Genomic DNA, 16,394 nt, shown 5'->3' on the forward strand with positions numbered 1-16,394 from the left:
CGCTGTCCTTCTTTCCCTTCACCAATCAGAAGCAAGGATTCATTTTTTCAGTATTTTCATCGGATCAACCACTTGCCCGTCTTTTAAAATTTCAAAATGCAAATGGGGACCGGTGCTCCATCCGTTGGAACCCACCTTGGCAATCACATCCCCTTTTTTGACTTCCTGTCCGACACGGACTTGGACATCTTGCGGATACATATGGGCATACAGGGTTTGGTAGCCGTTTCCGTGATCAATCACGATCTTCCAGCCATACCCGCTGGATGTCCTTGATTCCACCACCACACCGCTATTGCTGGCAAAAATGGGGGATCCCAAAGGTTTGGCAATATCAATCCCTTCGTGTTTGCGATACACCTTTTTCAAGGGGTGAAAGCGAAGCCCGAAAGGGGACGTCACCTTTCCCCCTTCCACCGGCCAGAGAAACCCGCCGGAAGCAAGGCCGTTTGCTTTTGAAATCACCGGCTTGGCAAAGGATTCAGCGTATTCTTTGACTTTCAGCACATAATTCTCATAGTCATGGTTGTATTGCCAGACCGGTCCGCCACGGGCAAACCAATCTTTTCCCTCCTGATAATTTCTCGCCAAATAATGGGCGGTGGAATAAATGGCATCAACCGGGTTGTTCGGATCCGCTTTGCCGTCCTGATCCCCATCGACCCCATATCCACCGTATTTTTCAATCAATTTCGGATCCGTGATATCCACGGAATCGGGCAAATCCCCCAAACGCGTTCCGCCCGGGTAATCCCATCCGACCCACGTCTTATCCATGAATTGCGTGTGTCCCTTCGCTCCTTTGGAACTTTCCCTCAAATCCCGGCCGAAATTGGTCTCAACTTTGTGGATGGCAGCCAGGATTTGCCAAGGCACGCCGTATTTTTTCCCGGCTTCCTGATAGATGGGCAAGTAGGCTTCCGCCTCTTTCGGAAAACCTTCCGCCACTTCCCATTGTTCCATTTGATTTGTTTTGGAAGAGGAAGATGAAAACAAACTGACAAACACCGCTCCCAGAACGGAAATGAAAAAGAAAACAAATGTGGCCATCCCCATCAAACAAAGGAAGACAAACCCTTTGACATTCCGGGACAACCCTTGATTTCTCCGGATTTGACGGCGGCGGAGGGCGGAAAGTTTCGGTCTAGTCAAAACTTCCACGCACTTCCACCTCCTGTGCAATCCAATTCCCGTTTTGCTCCGTCAATGTCACCTGATAAACCCGCTCGATGGGAATGGTTTTTCCGTTCTCGCTTTCTTCGGCGACGGTCTCCGCCAAACACCGGACTTCACCCGATTGCTCCTGGCAATGGAGATTGTGGATTTCTTTCAACACGCTGATGAATTTCACGCCTTTTTCTTTCAGGAAATTTGTCTCCTCTTCGAGCAAGGCCAACAAGGAATCCGAGGCATAAGGCTTCACTGACTGAAGCCACCGGTCCACCTCATCTGTATTGCGGTTTGCATAAGCCCGCATGAAAGCATCTGCCGTTTGTTGCGCCTTTTGGAGCTGCTCCGGTGACAAAGTGGGTAAAACCTCCTCCGGGTTTGCGGTTTGTTCCGGTTGGCTCTGAGGCTTTTTATCCTGCTGACCGGCATTTCCCACCCAGCCAAGATGGATCAGCAGATACTTGGCTGAAAACCCGGCAACCACAAAAACAAACAAAACCAATAAAAACAGGCGACGGCGTCCACTGGGCAAATTTGTGTTAAACAATCATTTTCCCTCCTGTTTGCCAAAACCGCCGATGCAAACCAGCAGCTATTTCCGCACTTTGATCTTTCCGGCTCGTTGCGCGAGTGTTTGGGTGTACTTGGTCATCTGTTGGATCGGAATTTGGATATTAAATTGCCCTTTCAAGCTGTCATCGATTTTGCCCATGGGGGCTTTCATGATGCTGAACAATTCCTCCCGTTTCCAAATGACACCAATCACCAAAATCAGTTGCATGGCAATGGTCCAAATATAACCCACCTGTTCCGGCGGACTCATTTGATAGAGGAATTGCGAGATGGTAAGCAACATGCTGAAGAAAACACCGATGATCAATTTGATCAACTGATAACCGACAAACTTTTTAAACCAACTGACGGCAACACTGGACCAAGACGGGTTTAACGCGATCAAAAAGGCAAAGGGAGCAAACAAAGCAATCAGCACGAACAAAAACTGATACACAATCATCGCTCCGGCAATGATGAAAAAAAGCAATCCCAAGATAAAATGGGAAACACAGAGCAGAATTAACAAGGTTAAGCGTTGGAAAACCCCGTCCTTTTTCACCATCGGGTTGTTCATTTCTTTGGCTTCATATTCCACGGCCTGTTCCCGTGCCGTGCTTCCGGGTTTAAAAGCCAGGATTTTTTCGATTCTCCCCCGGGTCAACTCGGAATCATTGGAAGTTTTTGCATACTGCAACATGATGTAAGGTTCATAAACCATCATATTGTAGAGCTTGTCGGAAATGACCAGGGACGAAACCTCCGCGGGGTAATTCATCTTATCTTCATCCAGGTCTTCCTGAAATTCAATGCCGACCCCCATCAACTCTTGGCTCAGGCCGCTGCTGATTTCATTCAAATATTTCATCACACTGCCGGCATTGGCAAAAAAAGCGATCCCCAGGATCAAAATGGCCACACTGGTGAGCATTCCGGTCAGAGCTTCCGTTGTGTTTTTCTTAATCAATCCTTTGTATGCAATCCAAGCTCCGGCAATAATGATCATCAATGTCATAAAGTTGCCCATCAATCCTGTGTTTCCGTAACCCGCCCCGGTAAAGCCGGCCAATTGCTGAACCGCTTTTTCCACAGCATCGGCAAACTGATCCACCACATCAAGGGAAAAGGCATTCTCCACAACCAAAATCACGGTAAAGTTCCACGACAACAACGCTTGCCAGATAAAGTTGTTAATCTCGTTGAGCAGAATGTACGCCTGATTGGATATTTTTGTGTCCCATTCAAACATGGATGTCTCGTCGGTGTAAATTTCAAGGTTATACTGGCTGGGCTGATATTTGGCAAACCGCACATCATATCCTTTGGCTTTGGCTTTTTCAACTTGTTCCTTCGGGAAAATCGTCAACAAATCGGTAATCAGGCTGTAGCCATCCGATTTTTGTTGCTGCTCTTGCTCTTCCTGGGCCATGGTGACGGGATGATTCCCCAGCATGCCGGCGATCAGTATGAAAACAACAAGAAATCTTAGCAGATTTTGTCTTCTGTTCATCGAGCAGGTCTCCTCCGCTTTATTCTTTATCGGAAACCCCTTTATGGGACAGATTGATATGCATCCGGTTGCACATCTTTGGGTCGTTTTTGCTTCCTGGAACCGGGACGGGTGTCGAAAGCCTCAAACAGCCGCTCTTCCAAAACGCGGATTTCGACTTCATTCACCCGCTTCTCCAAATCGGACATCAAACAGGTTCCGGTCGGCAAGCTCCGAATCGTTTCAATGTTTTCTTCATTCGGCTCAATGCCGAGGATATGGCAGGCCGCTTCCGCTTCTTTTGCATCCCGGCACCGGAAAACAAACCGGCACCCCAGATTGGACCGAATCTCTTCTCCCAACAAATCTTTGGCGTTTTGGCTGATTAAGTAGATGGCGGCGTTCTTGCTGCGCCCGGTCCGTACCAATTCTTCCAAAATCGCTCTTCCTTCACTGACTTTCGCCAATCTCCATGACTCATCAAACAATACCAGCTTAAACTCATTCGACGACTGGTTGGAAAAGCGGCGGGAAAAATCGGAAATCGCCATCAAGAGCGCAATGGCCATCCGGCCATAATCGGATTTGCTTTCATCCGGAAGTTTTAAATCCTCCACCTGCAAAATGGTCAAACGCATGGACAGATCAATGGCTTTTTGCGTGCCATCTCCGAACAACAGCTGGCCTTGCCCGGATGTTGCCAGATAGCTTAACACATCCACAATCTCTTCCAGGCTGTCCTGCCGTTTTTCCGGGGCTTCTTTGGTCACCTTGCGCAATTGATCAATGACTTTCATCATGCTCGGGTCCGGATGTTTCAACACTTCATCGACAGCCTTTCCAATCACAATTGCCTCATAAGTGCCGTCTTCGGACCGCGCCAAAAACTGCAGTATTTTTTTGGCCGTCTCGCCCGCCGCTTGTTTTTCAGACGGGCTGACCACGCCCGCCAACGGATCCAGCTTCCCGCGGTCTTCACTGCTTGCCCGCAGGGTGACCACCCGGGTCATGTCCTTTAATTCCGGCAGTGCATCCACCCAGTGCGCCCGCTCATCTTTGGGGTCAAAAATCAGCACTTTGGCACCGTTTAACAGCGCTTGATAGGCAAGTAAATTGGCCCCCAGCGATTTTCCGGCCCCCAATGCCCCGATAAATGCGGCGGAAGCGGTCGTGCTCAATTTTTTATCCTTGGGGCCCCGGTCATGTTGGAAAAAGACCGGCAAATTGCGGGACATCCCGATAAAATGACCTTGTCCGTCCCCGAGCTGCCGGGTGGCTCCGATCATTCCGGCGGCCACGGCAGCCGGCTCCATGTAATGAATATAGTCGTGGATGTACCTTTTCGCACCGGGAATGAATTCATTAAATCCGCGCCATTGGTCTCCGTAGGGAACTTCCACTTGAATCATCATGTCACTGTACAAATCTTTCACCAGCTGAATCCGTAAGTTCAACTCTTCAAGCGAAGAAGCATAGACACATAAAACGACAGAAGTTGTGATTAATGGAAATTTATCGGTTCGCAAATGGTTTTCCAGTTCATTGGCATCCTGGCGGCTGTGCAAAATGTGATATGCAGTTTCCACGCCGCTTTCCGCTGCGTGTTCGTCCTCGGCTTTCAGTTCTTTTTTCTTCTTCAACACCTGGGATAACGCTTTGGCGTACTCGATCGTCTCCGTCCGGACGGAGGCCTCCACGGGAAACGAAAGGTTTTGCAGATGATATAACCATTCCAATCCCGGAAAAGGCGATTTATCAGGGATGTGAGAAATCGTCAGAAAAGCCATATATCCTTTTTTGTTTTCTCCCGACACGTGTTGCTCAACGATCAAATTCCGGCCGTGCGAATCATCAAAACGGCCTTCTGCCAATGTCAAAATATCCCTGGCCGGACGAATTCCTTTTTTCCCTTTGACTTCTGCCGGAAGAGCCTTGGGTTTCCAATCTTTCCGCCGCGGCGCTTCCCCGATCCCGCGATAAAATCCCCGACGGATCAACCATTCCAAGTCAGCGGTATCCACACGTCTGGCACGCAAATAACCATTGATCCTGGAAAAAATCATTTCCTCCTGCACACGATACGCCTGGATTTCCTCTTCGAAAACCTCCGGGGCGTCCGTTCCGGCTTGATTGTTTAAATACCTTTTAAAATCCTTCCAGATATAACGGAGCTCATTCAAAAAAGAAAGCCCTTTGACCGTGGCTGGCTTCAACTTGACGCCCATAAAAAAACGATTTTGGTGTATTTCTTTTCCGCGTAAATGTTCCACTGCCGCCTGAATATGCTTTTTTCCCGTCTCTTTCAATTCGTCACACAAGCCTGTCTCCATCGCCCGGCGCTGCTCTTCCAGGCTTTGGTATTCAGGCACAACCAATGCATGCGTATCTGCATGGATATTCCAATAAAAAGCCTCCAAATTCGAATGGAGGCTGAGCTTATCATCCATTGACCGATAATCATAATTAAACCGCTGTAACTCATAATAAGCATAAACGGCTCCATCTTGCCCGAAAACCAAGTTATCTTCAAAATACTTCACGGGAAAAGGTATGCGCGTCACGGCAACTCCCTCCTGGATGCAAATCGGTATGATACTTCCCCTTCGTATTGATACGGATCTCTAGGTTTTTCAATTTCCTTGTAACGCGCAAAGTGATGCGGACTGAAAAAATGTTCGATCCATCGTATGATAAACCGGTGCGGCGCTTTGCCATCCAGCGTTTTTCTTGTAAAAAACCACGAAACCAAGGCTGGAATCCCTATAAATTTCACAAGAAAAAAATCGATCCAGCTGACCGGCGGAAACTTGTTTAAAATCACCATCACAATCAAGGCTCCGACAAAAAACGCCATTTGCCGGTAAGATACCGGTAATGGTAAATGGATTCCCTGTATGGAATAGACGGTTTTTTCAATGCGAAAAACCTGGTTGTACACACGAATTTGCTTCATTCCAAATAAGCCTCGAACAACCAGCGAAATCCGTCGGAACCAAGTGATGAAATCAATTCGGGTTGGAAAATGAAGACGCTGACCAGCATCGCAAACAACGCAAAACCGATGAACGCAGTAAATGCGCGTTTCCAAAACAATGTCAAACTGATAAAAATCACTGCCAGAAAAAACAACGATCCGATTTCCGCCCCGAGCGTTTCCTGGAGTTTTTCGCCAGGGCCTGCTGCAAGTAACATCATATGTGCCATCTCGTCAGACCTCTCCTTGTTCCGTACTGATTACATACCAACGCCCGCCCTCTTTGACGAGCTCAAAGCGGTAATGATCCGTGATCTTGGCTCCCGAAGCCAGATCCTCAAGCAAGACATCGCAATCGGCAAGATAGACATCCTGTTTTTTACGGACGGTAAGCTGTTTCATTTCGGAAAATGACATGATTCCGGTCAAACCGGGCAAAGATTGATTGTTTTTTTCGAAATAAGCAATTTCTTCAGATGTTCCGGTGGTATACACCTTCCAAAAAGATTTCATGAACTGTTCCACTTCGTCACGAATCTTTTGGTCAACCGCTTCCCCGCCATTGTCTTTCCCGCTCTTTTCCTCCTCAGCGGGTGCCTCTGCCACCGGCGGCGGGATAAAACGGGGGTATCCCACGACGAGATAAGACTCTCCGGCTTTCTTGACGGGAACAATCATATACCGGTCCACTCTCTTTTGGTCATTGGGATTCTTCACGTTGCTGAGAATGGTTTCGGCATATACCGTCACTTCCGTCACACCGGACCGGTCATCCCTTTCTTTGACCGCCCATGCACTCACGTTGCGGGCGTAAGAATTCCACTGAACCTGTTTAAAATCAAGCCCCCCTTGCACATCCATATTCGGTTTCCAAAAGGGCTTCAACCGCTCTGCCCTGGATTCCTCTTTTCCTTGCGTCCAAAAAAGATATTCTCTGGCGAATTGTTCCGCAAAAGCAAGTTCCCCGATGACAGGCTGTGTGTTTTTTTGTGCAGGTTCTCCTCCGGCTGCTTCCAATTGGCGCGGGGGCAACTGAATCAAGCCGAATTGAATGGCCAAAACCACCGTGGAAACACATGCCGTGTAAATAATGAGCAGCCAAAACAAAATCCTCGGAATCTTGCGGCGAATGATCGGCCGTTCCATTTTTCTCCTCCTTAATGATCTGAGAAGTCACTCAAGTTTTGTCATCTGTTCTGCCTGGATAATGTATCGTTTTGGAGCCGGTCCGACATATGTGAACGGATAGCAGGTTGTCAGGGTAAGTACCGGTTTTTCATGCGGGACGATCACTGTGCGGTCATCCGGGGTGGTGATCCATGTTTTGGTAATCGTATATGCAAATTTGCCGTATTCAGATTGGACGATCAATGAATCTCCCGGCTCCAACCGGCCGATTTTGCGGAACACCGTGTCCCGGTGTCCCGATAAAACGGCGTTATCCGGTTCTCCCGGAAGCACACTTCCGGCATAATGTCCGACTCCTTTGTCCAGCTCATCCTCATGCGTTCCCTCAATGATCGGCATTTTGGCCTCCAACGCGGGAATGATCAAATCAGCAAAATGTTCCCCTTTCTCCGGCCTTTTCTCCTCGGGGACAATCAGCCAATCCTCTTGCGGTGAAGAGCCCGTTCCGGCCTCCACCACCGCTTTGGGAACGGCCTCCGACGTGGTTTCCACCGTTTGCCGTTTCAGGAAATACGAAACCCCTGAATAACCGGCGTAAAAAGCTCCCAAGATCACAATCGAGAGAGCAACGGCTTTGTCCCATTTCAAGACGATTCCACCTTATTCTTGCGAAGCACGTAAACGGAGCCCAGCATGGACAAAGCGCTTCCCAGCAAAACGCCGTTTAAGTCATTCCCGGCGGTATCCGGCAAAACCCCGCCTTCTTCCGTTTGCGGCCGGTTTTGCTTCTGATTTTGTTCCTCGTCACCGGCTGCAGCCAAATGCTTGGTCTCAGCCCCGGCGTTTTCTTTATTTTCAGCGTTTGCCGCTTTGGGCGAATATTGCTTCTCCTCGATGGACTCTTTTGGCTTCGTCACTTCGGAGACAATCTGGTTGGCCACCGGGCTTTCTTCCCGGTCGTGGGATGGTTTCACTTCCTCTTGCTGTCGGGATTCAGGCTGTGCGGATTCTTTGGGAACTTCTTGAAGATTCGACACTTGCGGACGATTTTCGTCAGAGGATGAATTTTCCATGTCTGATGGATTATCGGATGATACCGCTTCTTTTTCCTTCACTTTTGGAGAATCGGATGGAATGACCGCTTTGCCGATGTCTTCAGGAATTTCTTTCATGGAGGGAAATTCTTTCTCTGCTGGTTGATGATCCTTTTCAGGTTTCGGGGTTTCTATCTTATTTTCCAATTCCACCGGTTGGTCCGACAATTTTCTTTCCAATTCTTTTCCTTCGGACTGCGGTTGCTCGATTTTCTGGTCCGGTTTGCTCGGAGGCTCATCCAACGGATGTTGGCCGGGTCCGAAATCACTGTTGGCAAAAGCGGTTCCCACTCCCGCCGACAAACCCGTCACCAAGCAGACCGACAACGCCGCAGCCATTTGATTCACGTTTTTTCCTGCCAACGGCTTGGGTTTGCGCCGGTTTCCCCTTGGATTGGGATATTCAAGGTCAAACTGCCTCAACAGGCTGGAGTAAAGGTTTCGCGATTGAACATCTGTACGAAACGACTCTAAAATTTGTTTGGGATCTTTCACTTCAATCCCTCCTGTCCCTCATTAAAAATAAACATTGAAAGAAAAACTCCATGCCAAACCGATTTAATCAAACATCAGGCGGCTTTTCATCCGCCCGGCACAATCACTTCTTTATCAAAAATGGGAGCAGGCATCCTCCCCCCTTGTAAAAACCGTCGTCATAACTCTTCCTTTTCCATATAATATTACATAAATCGTACTTTTTTCAACACAATTTCGTAAAATTTGCAGATGCGAATTTTTTATCAATTTTATTATTTGGCTCACATTTTTTCTGTCGGGACTCGCTTCATCGACAATGTTATTATTTATAAAAATAGATGAATGCGATTAAATCATTGTTTTTATTAATTGATTATTAAATTTTTTACATAAAAAATGCCGTCTTTCTTCATCTGCAACATTGCAGACCCAAAAAAACGGCAATTTTTGTGAACTGATTTTTCTCCTCGTGGTTCAAGCTGTCCAATGAATCATTCTTTTCTCTAAATTTCCTGTAAAAAGCTCCAGCACGATGCCATCCGGATCTTTAAACTGGACGGACCATCCTCCTCCCCGGAAAACTGGTTCCCTCACCATCTCCACCTGATTTTTTTTCAAAAGGGAAACTGCATGAAAAAAATCCGGTTCGCGGATGGTAAAAGCCACATGGTCCATTCCGGGACCCGATGCGGCGGAACTTTCTTCCGGCCTTTCCAATAAGCAAATCCAGGCATTCCCCCATTCCAGATAGACATCCTTCCGGCCTTTGTGCACCAGTTTCATTCCCAAAAGACCACTATAAAACCGGAGGCTTTGCTCCAAGTTCCTCACTCTCAAAGTGAGGTGATTGAAACCGCTGACGTTCATCCACTCTTCTCCTCCTTTTCCGTCACACCATCACATGGAGTGTGTATGTCTGGCTTCCGACCAGGCGACGGTAGGAATCCACCATTTGGTACGGGATTTCAATGGAGTAGGACTGTTTAAACAGGTTGGGGGAAAGACGCAACCGGTCTTTTCCCTCCCAGATCCACTCATACCGCTTCCCTTGATAGAAGATCCCGTCTTTATACAACGGGAAGGTATTTTCCCCGGGTTCATTGAAGCACACAAAAAGCGACAACTGATCAAAAAATTGCAGCAACCGGAAGTTGCGGGCGATATTTTCTTCTTCAGTTTCCGTGAAATATTCACGCAACTGATTTTGTCTGGCCAATTCCTGCTCCCGGAACCTGCGGCAGGCGGGATCGGTCTCATTGGTAAAAAAAGAAGCATAATGCTTGCTGCATAAAAAACCGGCATAATGATCATTGGCAACCACTTTGGAAATCCCCCGGGTATAGGCTTCCAATTTGGGCAATAACGGATAATCGTAAAAGCTGACCGGACAATTGTTTTTTTCATCCCAAAGCACGGAGCGGTCCAGCTCTTCCCACCCGATATCATGGTGGGAAATGGCAAACAGCGTTTTGGCGAGGGGCTGAACCGGCTCATCAATATGCGCCGCCATTTCCCCTGCGATCAACGCATGGTCGTGTTGTTTGATCAAAATGAAATAATTTCCCCGTTTTCTGACGATCATTCGAAGCCCCTCCTTTTCAAGCCCTTCACATCGCTTTATAAAGCATCATTCATAAACAAAGCCGCATCGGGTTCCTGTTCATCCGCCGACTGATCCGTTTTTCCTTTTTGCTCCGATTTGCACGCTTCTTCTATCAACTTTACAAGGGCTTCGTTGAAACTCAGATTCCGTTTTCGGCAATAATGCTCAAACGACCTTTCCAAATCCCTCGGCAAAATCACCACCCGTTCCGACTTTGCAGTTTGAACCTGATCCACATTTTGCTGTACAAACCGTTGAAACACATCCATCATGGCTTCCCCCTTTCTTGTAAAAAGAAAAGCCAAACTTCCAAAACAAGAAATTTGGCTTCCGGGTCTCACTCCATCTGCTCCAGATCCAACGGGTTACCCCACTCGTTTTCATAAATCAGTTTCGACAAATCCAACCGGGATTTCCAACCTTTCTCTTCCAACATGGGTTTGGGACGAAATTCAACCGGATAGCCGATGCAAAGATAGGCAACCAGCCGGACTCCTTCCGGCAACTTCAAAAGTTCCTCCGTTTTCTCTTGGTCCAAAATGCTGACCCAGCCGATCCCGATGCCCTCGGCACGGGCCGCCAGCCACATGTTTTGGATGGCCAGACACGTGCTGAACAAATCGGTCTCCGGCATGGGACCGCGCCCCAACACAAAAGGGGCATCGCGATTCCGGTCACAGGTGACCGCCACATTCACCGGCGCTTCCATGATCCCTTCCAACTTTAAATCCCGGTACAACTTTTTCCGCTCTTCTTCCGGGATTTTTTCCAATTGCCCCCGGTTGGTCTCGATAAATTGATCTTTTATGGACCGGCGCAATGCATAAGAGTTGACAAAAATAAAATTCCACGGCTGCATAAATCCGACCGAAGGCGCAAAATGAGCCGCCTGTAAAATTCTCTTCAATGCATCTTTGGGAACCGGCTTGCTTGAAAAATGACGGATGTCCCGACGGGCTCGGATCACCCGGTAAATCACTTCCTGCTCCTCTTTGGAAAAAGTATCGTGCAAACGAATGCCTCCCTCATTTTTCCCGGTGACAACAATGTCTTGCCGGACATTCGCTTTCGGTGGCCGGAACCTTGTTCGGCCCTCACTTCTATTATATTCCTTTTTTAAGATGGTTTTCTACAGAAGATCCAATGATTCACGGCGACCCACCCTGACTTTGGCTTGCCGGTTTTGGAAATCCCAATGGGGGTAGTAAGCGTTTTTCACCAGCAGATTGGGGCCCGCACAGCGAGCTTCTTTGCAAAAACAATGAACTTCTTTGGCAACGGGACTGTTGAGCCAACGTTCAAACACATCACTGAGACGGTCACGATGAATGTTTCCGAGCGGAGGAACATCCCCGAAGTCGGTCACAATCACATCCCCGGTGAAAACATTCACATTTAACCGGTTGCGTCCGTCCGGATCCTGGCGAACGGTCACGTTGGCCTCTTGATGCAGACGCCTCCACAATTCACGGTCTTCTTTTTTGTCACTGCACGGATAAAAAGGAAGGGTCCCAAACAAAACCCATACATCCGGATGCCGGTGATCCAACAGTTTCCAAACGGCTTCCCGATACTCATCCAAACTTAAAAGCTCCATGTTTTTGGCAAAGTCACTGGGGTACAAAGGATGGACTTCGTGCCGTTTGCATCCCATTTCTGCAACGGTTTGGTGCATTTTTTCAATATATTTGGCCGTAAACGGGCTTAACAGGGACTCTGCCGAAACAAAAACCCCTCTTTTGGAAAGCTCGCGGGCATTATCGATCATCTGTTCATACAACCGCTCCGCCACTTTGGGCTTGATTTCCTTCCCGAAGTTTTTAAAGGCCATCCGGTAAAAATCTTTTTCATCCCGGTAATTGTATGAAATATGCAGAACATCCAAATCATCAATCCAATCCAGATACCGGTTCAGCGGCAACGTGAGATTGGAATTCAATTGCGTATAAATCCCGCGTTCCTTGCAATATTTCAACAAGGGTTGAATGGTGTTTTGGACGACTCCGGGATTCAAAACCGGCTCGCCGCCGGTAATGCTGACCGTCTTTAAGGTATCGATTTCCTCCAAAGCTGCAATCAATCGTTCAACCGGAATCGGAATGCCTTCCCGTTCCACCAATTCCTCCCCGACCGCACAATGTTCACAGCGAAGATTGCACAACTGTGTCACCGTGAATTCCACACTTGTCAATTCGTACCTGCCTTTTTCAACTCTTGTATACCAAGGATCCCACGGATCCCAATCGGGCGTCAGTTCTTTTTTTTGATTTGTCATCCTTATCATGGCCATTGCTCCTTTTAACCTGCCTGCAATACATAAAACACTGTGTATGAATATAACGCAACGATCTTCCGGGCGCAATGCCCGCTTTTTATTACAAAAGGATTCCGTATGTAACAAACCGGTCCATCTGTTTCTTTAATTTAACCCCATTATTACATGTACTTTACATTTGCCCGAAAACAAAGACAAACCATTCCCGGAGCCGCTATAATGAGATCAACAAAGAGGTCACGGAGGGAAAAACAATGAACCACGCATCGGTGGGATTATTTAACGCAGTGTTAATGAGTGTTCCGGTTTGGACGATGATTTACTTCGGCATCCGCTTGCTGGCCGGCTGAACCTGATCATACACAGAAACCAATTCACGGGAGGTATGCCTGATGCAAAAACCAATGGCTGGATTATTTAACGCGGTGTTATTAAGCATTCCATGTTGGGGACTGATCGGTTATGGAATTAGTTTGTTGGTATAATCAGCGGATCTTATAAACGCCTTCATCGGGAAAACAAGGATGAAGGCGTTTTTTATTTACTCCGATTTTCCTCTCCTTTATAATAACTTTTTAGATAGAAGCAGAGAAGAGGTGAAGCCGCGATGAGCATCGGACCAGCCTGGCTGCAGTGGATCTATTTGTTCTTTTGGATTGGTTTTCTCGTTTTTCTCGCCATTGGCGGTTATTTTATGTTCCGCAAGTTTTTAAAAGCCCTTCCCAAAGAAGATGGAAAATCGATTCTTGATTGGCAGGAATATTACATAAACGAGACTCTTCATTTGTGGAATCAGGAACAAAAAGAACTTTTAAACGAACTTGTCCAGCCGGTCCCCCAATTGTTCCGGGATGTGGCCAAACAAAAGATTGCGGCAAAAATCGGGGAATTGGCTTTGAAAGACCAGGCCGAGGCATTAAATGAAGAATATATTATCCGCGGTTATATTCTGGCCACCCCGAAACGGGACCACAAGTGGCTCATCAAAAAATTGAAAGAAAAACAAATCGATCTGTCCAAATACCGGCATCTTTTGGAGTGACACAGAAAAAACTTGCCACTTGCCGCTCAACATGGTAAACTTAGGTTCATAATGAGTTAAAAAGCTGGTATCGCAAGTCAAGTTTCATCTTGTGGCCTCTTGTTTCAAAACAATAGGTTTTCAAGTGCTTGAGTTTGGCCGCTTTTTAATGGAAAGAAGGAGGCCCTGAGATGAAGGGAACAGTAAAATGGTTTAACGCCGAAAAAGGTTATGGATTCATTGAACGCGAAGACGGCGGAGATGTATTTGTTCATTATTCGGCCATTCAATCTGAAGGATTCAAAACACTTGAAGAAGGCGAACCTGTTGAATTTGACATTGTGGAAGGAGACCGCGGTCCCCAATCCGCCAATGTCGTACGTTTGAACTCTGTACGCTGATTCAACGCAGACAACAAAGCACTTTCCAATGGAAAGTGCTTTTTTCATCTTTATTCAGATCATCCGCAGCAGAGCTTGCCTTCCGGTCATCCCCGGCTTGATTCCTTTCGCCTCCGCCGTATGCGTGACCGATTCCAGCGGCGCATCCAACAACTGCTCCAAGGTTCGGACCCCCAGCGCACGCGCCGCAATGATGTTCCGCTCCGAAAGCCGTTCGTTTAACAACGCGACATCCAAAGCACCGCACATAATATATCCTTTATCGGTCGTAACCACCAACAGGGTTGTTTTCGGCAATTTGACTTCAATTCCCAAAACTTGCTTTCCTTCAATATCCAAAGGTTTCAATTGGATCATCCGATTCCCTCCTCATGCGGACCGTTTTTATACAATGTATGTGCCGCAAACGGTGCATGTGAGGAAATCTTTCGGATCAATGATAACGAGTGACCGGGGACACGGAACGCAAACGGGGCAATTTCCCGTCCTGAACCATTTTCAGCTTCAACATTTCAACCAGATAAACCCCCAGCATTTGCGTGATTTCATCATCATCCATCTGCTCAATGAGCTGCATCATGTGTTCACGGGACTGCTCCTCCAGTATGCTGAGTACAATGGCCACGGCATCTTCTTCATCATCATTTAATTGATCGCGATACAAATCGTAAACCTCATCCACAAAACTCATGCAACAACCTCCAAATCCATATGAATTTATGTCACTGTCGTTCGTTCTCAATTACCTGCTTTGAAAAACCTGCGTTCTTTGCATCGTTCGACGGCCACCGGTTTCTTAAGCTGATAGGCCAGCAAATCCCGCAAAAACTCGGGAAGAAAGTACTTGATTAACCTCGCGTTTTTTAAAGACAGATAACCGGCCCCGAATATAAACATATCAATCATTCCCACCAAATAGGTTTCCTCTTCTTTCCATTCCCCTTTTTCCCCAAACCGGATGGATGTAATCTTTTGGTACGGTTTGCGCCTCGGGTCAAACCGTACTTCGATTCCCGATACACTCAGGGTTCCCAAGATTTCTCCGCGAAAGCCGAAACCGCGGATCGGTTTTTGTTGAAACTCCGCAAGCAGTGACTCTTCCAGCGCATTTTTCAAATCCCTTCCGCTGATTTCGACCAACACCGGATTGATCGGATGCGGACACGTCTGGTGAATCATTTCCAAGGTAACCGTTCCTTTGGGCAAATCGCATAACAATTGACCGCTGTTGACCAAGGCCACATCCGCCCCGACCCAATCCCGGATGCCGTCCGCCAACAAATTGGCAAAAGGCGACTCCGCATTCCAGTTGACGGTGAGCGGTTCCTCCAAACGGGCAACGGGTTGGGACAGGTTTTGCTCAGCCCGCTCTTTGTAACGGCGGATCAACAAATTGATGCTTTCGTCAGGCACCTGCCCCGCCAGATCATGACAGCGTGCCGTTACATCCTGAACTGACCGGGTGGTTTCATCAAAGAAAACCGTCACTTGGCCGACCGCCTGACCAAATTTTCCTGCTGCAGCCAAATATGTATTTCTCACTTTCTCGGCTTTTTCCAGCAAGTGATGGGTATGTGCGCCGATGATGATGTCGATTCCATCAATTTGTTCGGCCAGCTTCCGGTCGTTTCCCAAACCCAAATGGGAAAGCAATACAATAATGTCCGCCCGGTTGCGCAATGATTCAACCGTCTGCCCAAGGATGGCAAAAGGATTTTTCACCTGCCAGCCCATCATTTCATACACCCGGGGATAAGGGATCGTCGCCGCCAGAAAACAAACACGGAGGCCGCCGGCATCTTTCCATTCGTAAGGAACAATCCAATCCGGCCGTTCCACCCCGTTTACATCAAAAACATTGGTGGACACCACCGAAAAAGGCGCATCATCATACAACATCCCCAATTGTTCTTTGGAAAAAGTCAACAATTCATTATTGCCAAAAGTGACCATATCGTAACCGGTTCTCTCCAACAAAGCACGGTTGACCCTGCCGTCGGTTCCTTCGGTTTCCAACCGGAACCGGTCCATATGGTCCCCGATATCCAAAAGAAAATGCGGTTCCCCTTTTTCTTCGAATTGCTTCTGCAATAAATCCACTTGCGTGTAAATCTTCCCGGCCTGATCCAAATGACTGTGCAAGTCGTTGGTATGCAATAGATGAACTCGTTTCAATCGGCTCACGAAAATCCCCTCACCCCTGTTATTGG

At 47.6% G+C, this 16,394-nt stretch carries 19 protein-coding genes; 2 read left to right on the plus strand and 17 right to left on the minus strand.

Features of this window, described 5'->3' with window-relative positions:
- Positions 1-39: 39 nt before the first annotated feature.
- The 14 genes from I8U23_RS11255 to yfkAB all read right to left on the minus strand — a co-directional run bounded on the left by I8U23_RS11255 (position 40) and on the right by yfkAB (position 12,771).
- Complete coding sequence (locus tag I8U23_RS11255) at positions 40-1,161, minus strand: peptidoglycan DD-metalloendopeptidase family protein (protein WP_121874378.1); 1,122 nt, start codon at positions 1,159-1,161, stop codon at positions 40-42.
- Positions 1,145-1,717 carry a hypothetical protein gene (locus I8U23_RS11260; protein WP_037994092.1) on the minus strand — a complete coding sequence of 191 codons (573 nt, stop codon included), beginning with the start codon at positions 1,715-1,717 and terminating at the stop codon, positions 1,145-1,147. Before I8U23_RS11260 ends, I8U23_RS11255 begins: the two co-directional genes overlap by 17 nt.
- A gap of 45 nt (positions 1,718-1,762) precedes the next feature.
- A complete protein-coding gene (locus tag I8U23_RS11265; protein ID WP_037994090.1) occupies positions 1,763-3,232 on the minus strand; it encodes a CD3337/EF1877 family mobilome membrane protein in 1,470 nt (489 codons plus the stop codon).
- 41 nt (positions 3,233-3,273) lie between these two features.
- Complete coding sequence (locus tag I8U23_RS13760) at positions 3,274-5,772, minus strand: ATP-binding protein (protein ID WP_052186651.1); 2,499 nt, start codon at positions 5,770-5,772, stop codon at positions 3,274-3,276.
- On the minus strand, positions 5,769-6,164 hold the full coding sequence (locus I8U23_RS11275; protein WP_037994089.1) for a TcpE family conjugal transfer membrane protein: 396 nt from the start codon (positions 6,162-6,164) through the stop codon (positions 5,769-5,771). The genes I8U23_RS13760 and I8U23_RS11275 overlap by 4 nt, the downstream gene beginning before the upstream one ends.
- On the minus strand, positions 6,161-6,415 hold the full coding sequence (locus tag I8U23_RS11280; protein ID WP_037994088.1) for a hypothetical protein: 255 nt from the start codon (positions 6,413-6,415) through the stop codon (positions 6,161-6,163). The genes I8U23_RS11275 and I8U23_RS11280 overlap by 4 nt, the downstream gene beginning before the upstream one ends.
- A gap of 4 nt (positions 6,416-6,419) precedes the next feature.
- Positions 6,420-7,331: a conjugal transfer protein gene (locus I8U23_RS11285; RefSeq protein ID WP_037994087.1), complete on the minus strand. Its 912-nt coding sequence runs from the start codon at positions 7,329-7,331 to the stop codon at positions 6,420-6,422.
- Between the two features lie 27 nt (positions 7,332-7,358).
- A complete protein-coding gene (locus I8U23_RS11290; RefSeq protein ID WP_049719641.1) occupies positions 7,359-7,961 on the minus strand; it encodes a class D sortase in 603 nt (200 codons plus the stop codon).
- Positions 7,958-8,902: a hypothetical protein gene (locus I8U23_RS11295; protein WP_037994086.1), complete on the minus strand. Its 945-nt coding sequence runs from the start codon at positions 8,900-8,902 to the stop codon at positions 7,958-7,960. Before I8U23_RS11295 ends, I8U23_RS11290 begins: the two co-directional genes overlap by 4 nt.
- 456 nt (positions 8,903-9,358) lie before the next feature.
- Positions 9,359-9,751 carry a VOC family protein gene (locus tag I8U23_RS11300; protein ID WP_049719640.1) on the minus strand — a complete coding sequence of 131 codons (393 nt, stop codon included), beginning with the start codon at positions 9,749-9,751 and terminating at the stop codon, positions 9,359-9,361.
- Positions 9,752-9,773: 22 nt separating this feature from the next.
- Complete coding sequence (locus I8U23_RS11305; RefSeq protein ID WP_049719639.1) at positions 9,774-10,466, minus strand: DUF3891 family protein; 693 nt, start codon at positions 10,464-10,466, stop codon at positions 9,774-9,776.
- A gap of 35 nt (positions 10,467-10,501) precedes the next feature.
- A complete protein-coding gene (locus tag I8U23_RS11310) occupies positions 10,502-10,756 on the minus strand; it encodes a hypothetical protein (protein ID WP_131470855.1) in 255 nt (84 codons plus the stop codon).
- Positions 10,757-10,824: 68 nt separating this feature from the next.
- Entirely contained in the window at positions 10,825-11,499 is a 675-nt protein-coding gene (gene bluB / locus I8U23_RS11315) for a 5,6-dimethylbenzimidazole synthase (RefSeq protein ID WP_197051996.1), read from the minus strand.
- Positions 11,500-11,616: 117 nt separating this feature from the next.
- Complete coding sequence (yfkAB, locus tag I8U23_RS11320; protein ID WP_062842814.1) at positions 11,617-12,771, minus strand: radical SAM/CxCxxxxC motif protein YfkAB; 1,155 nt, start codon at positions 12,769-12,771, stop codon at positions 11,617-11,619.
- Positions 12,772-13,369: 598 nt separating this feature from the next.
- On the opposite strand from yfkAB, the gene I8U23_RS11325 reads away from it, so the two are divergent.
- Both I8U23_RS11325 and I8U23_RS11330 read left to right on the plus strand, forming a co-directional pair.
- Positions 13,370-13,804, plus strand: a complete 435-nt coding sequence (locus I8U23_RS11325; protein ID WP_049719638.1) for a DUF2621 family protein — start codon at positions 13,370-13,372, stop codon at positions 13,802-13,804.
- A gap of 170 nt (positions 13,805-13,974) precedes the next feature.
- Positions 13,975-14,184, plus strand: coding sequence for a cold shock domain-containing protein (locus I8U23_RS11330; RefSeq protein WP_037994743.1), 210 nt, complete (start codon positions 13,975-13,977; stop codon positions 14,182-14,184).
- A gap of 54 nt (positions 14,185-14,238) precedes the next feature.
- Here the strand turns inward: I8U23_RS11330 and I8U23_RS11335 are convergent, their stop codons facing one another.
- From I8U23_RS11335 to I8U23_RS11345, 3 genes are all read right to left on the minus strand, one after another.
- Complete coding sequence (locus tag I8U23_RS11335; RefSeq protein WP_037994745.1) at positions 14,239-14,541, minus strand: YunC family protein; 303 nt, start codon at positions 14,539-14,541, stop codon at positions 14,239-14,241.
- A gap of 76 nt (positions 14,542-14,617) precedes the next feature.
- The gene (locus I8U23_RS11340) at positions 14,618-14,875 is read right to left on the minus strand and encodes a DUF6154 family protein (RefSeq protein ID WP_049719637.1); all 258 of its coding nucleotides are present in this window, start codon (positions 14,873-14,875) and stop codon (positions 14,618-14,620) included.
- 47 nt (positions 14,876-14,922) lie between these two features.
- Positions 14,923-16,368 (minus strand): bifunctional metallophosphatase/5'-nucleotidase, encoded by a 1,446-nt coding sequence (locus I8U23_RS11345; protein WP_084712809.1) that lies wholly within the window; start codon positions 16,366-16,368, stop codon positions 14,923-14,925.
- Positions 16,369-16,394: the final 26 nt, after the last annotated feature.

Source organism: Thermoactinomyces sp. CICC 10735, assembly GCF_016055175.1.
Lineage (GTDB): Bacteria > Bacillota > Bacilli > Thermoactinomycetales > Thermoactinomycetaceae > Thermoactinomyces > Thermoactinomyces vulgaris.

What these genes read in the sequence shown, in the direction of transcription:
- I8U23_RS11300 (WP_049719640.1), bottom strand. Translation starts at nt 9,751, where the DNA reads ATGAACGTCAGCGGTTTCAATCACCTCACTTTGAGAGTGAGGAACTTG.
- I8U23_RS11280 (WP_037994088.1), bottom strand. Translation starts at nt 6,415, where the DNA reads ATGGCACATATGATGTTACTTGCAGCAGGCCCTGGCGAAAAACTCCAG.
- I8U23_RS11275 (WP_037994089.1), bottom strand. Translation starts at nt 6,164, where the DNA reads ATGAAGCAAATTCGTGTGTACAACCAGGTTTTTCGCATTGAAAAAACC.
- I8U23_RS11265 (WP_037994090.1), bottom strand. Translation starts at nt 3,232, where the DNA reads ATGAACAGAAGACAAAATCTGCTAAGATTTCTTGTTGTTTTCATACTG.
- I8U23_RS11335 (WP_037994745.1), bottom strand. Translation starts at nt 14,541, where the DNA reads ATGATCCAATTGAAACCTTTGGATATTGAAGGAAAGCAAGTTTTGGGA.
- I8U23_RS11325 (WP_049719638.1), top strand. Translation starts at nt 13,370, where the DNA reads ATGAGCATCGGACCAGCCTGGCTGCAGTGGATCTATTTGTTCTTTTGG.
- I8U23_RS11285 (WP_037994087.1), bottom strand. Translation starts at nt 7,331, where the DNA reads ATGGAACGGCCGATCATTCGCCGCAAGATTCCGAGGATTTTGTTTTGG.
- I8U23_RS11330 (WP_037994743.1), top strand. Translation starts at nt 13,975, where the DNA reads ATGAAGGGAACAGTAAAATGGTTTAACGCCGAAAAAGGTTATGGATTC.
- I8U23_RS11340 (WP_049719637.1), bottom strand. Translation starts at nt 14,875, where the DNA reads ATGAGTTTTGTGGATGAGGTTTACGATTTGTATCGCGATCAATTAAAT.
- I8U23_RS11310 (WP_131470855.1), bottom strand. Translation starts at nt 10,756, where the DNA reads ATGGATGTGTTTCAACGGTTTGTACAGCAAAATGTGGATCAGGTTCAA.
- yfkAB (WP_062842814.1), bottom strand. Translation starts at nt 12,771, where the DNA reads ATGATAAGGATGACAAATCAAAAAAAAGAACTGACGCCCGATTGGGAT.
- I8U23_RS11305 (WP_049719639.1), bottom strand. Translation starts at nt 10,466, where the DNA reads ATGATCGTCAGAAAACGGGGAAATTATTTCATTTTGATCAAACAACAC.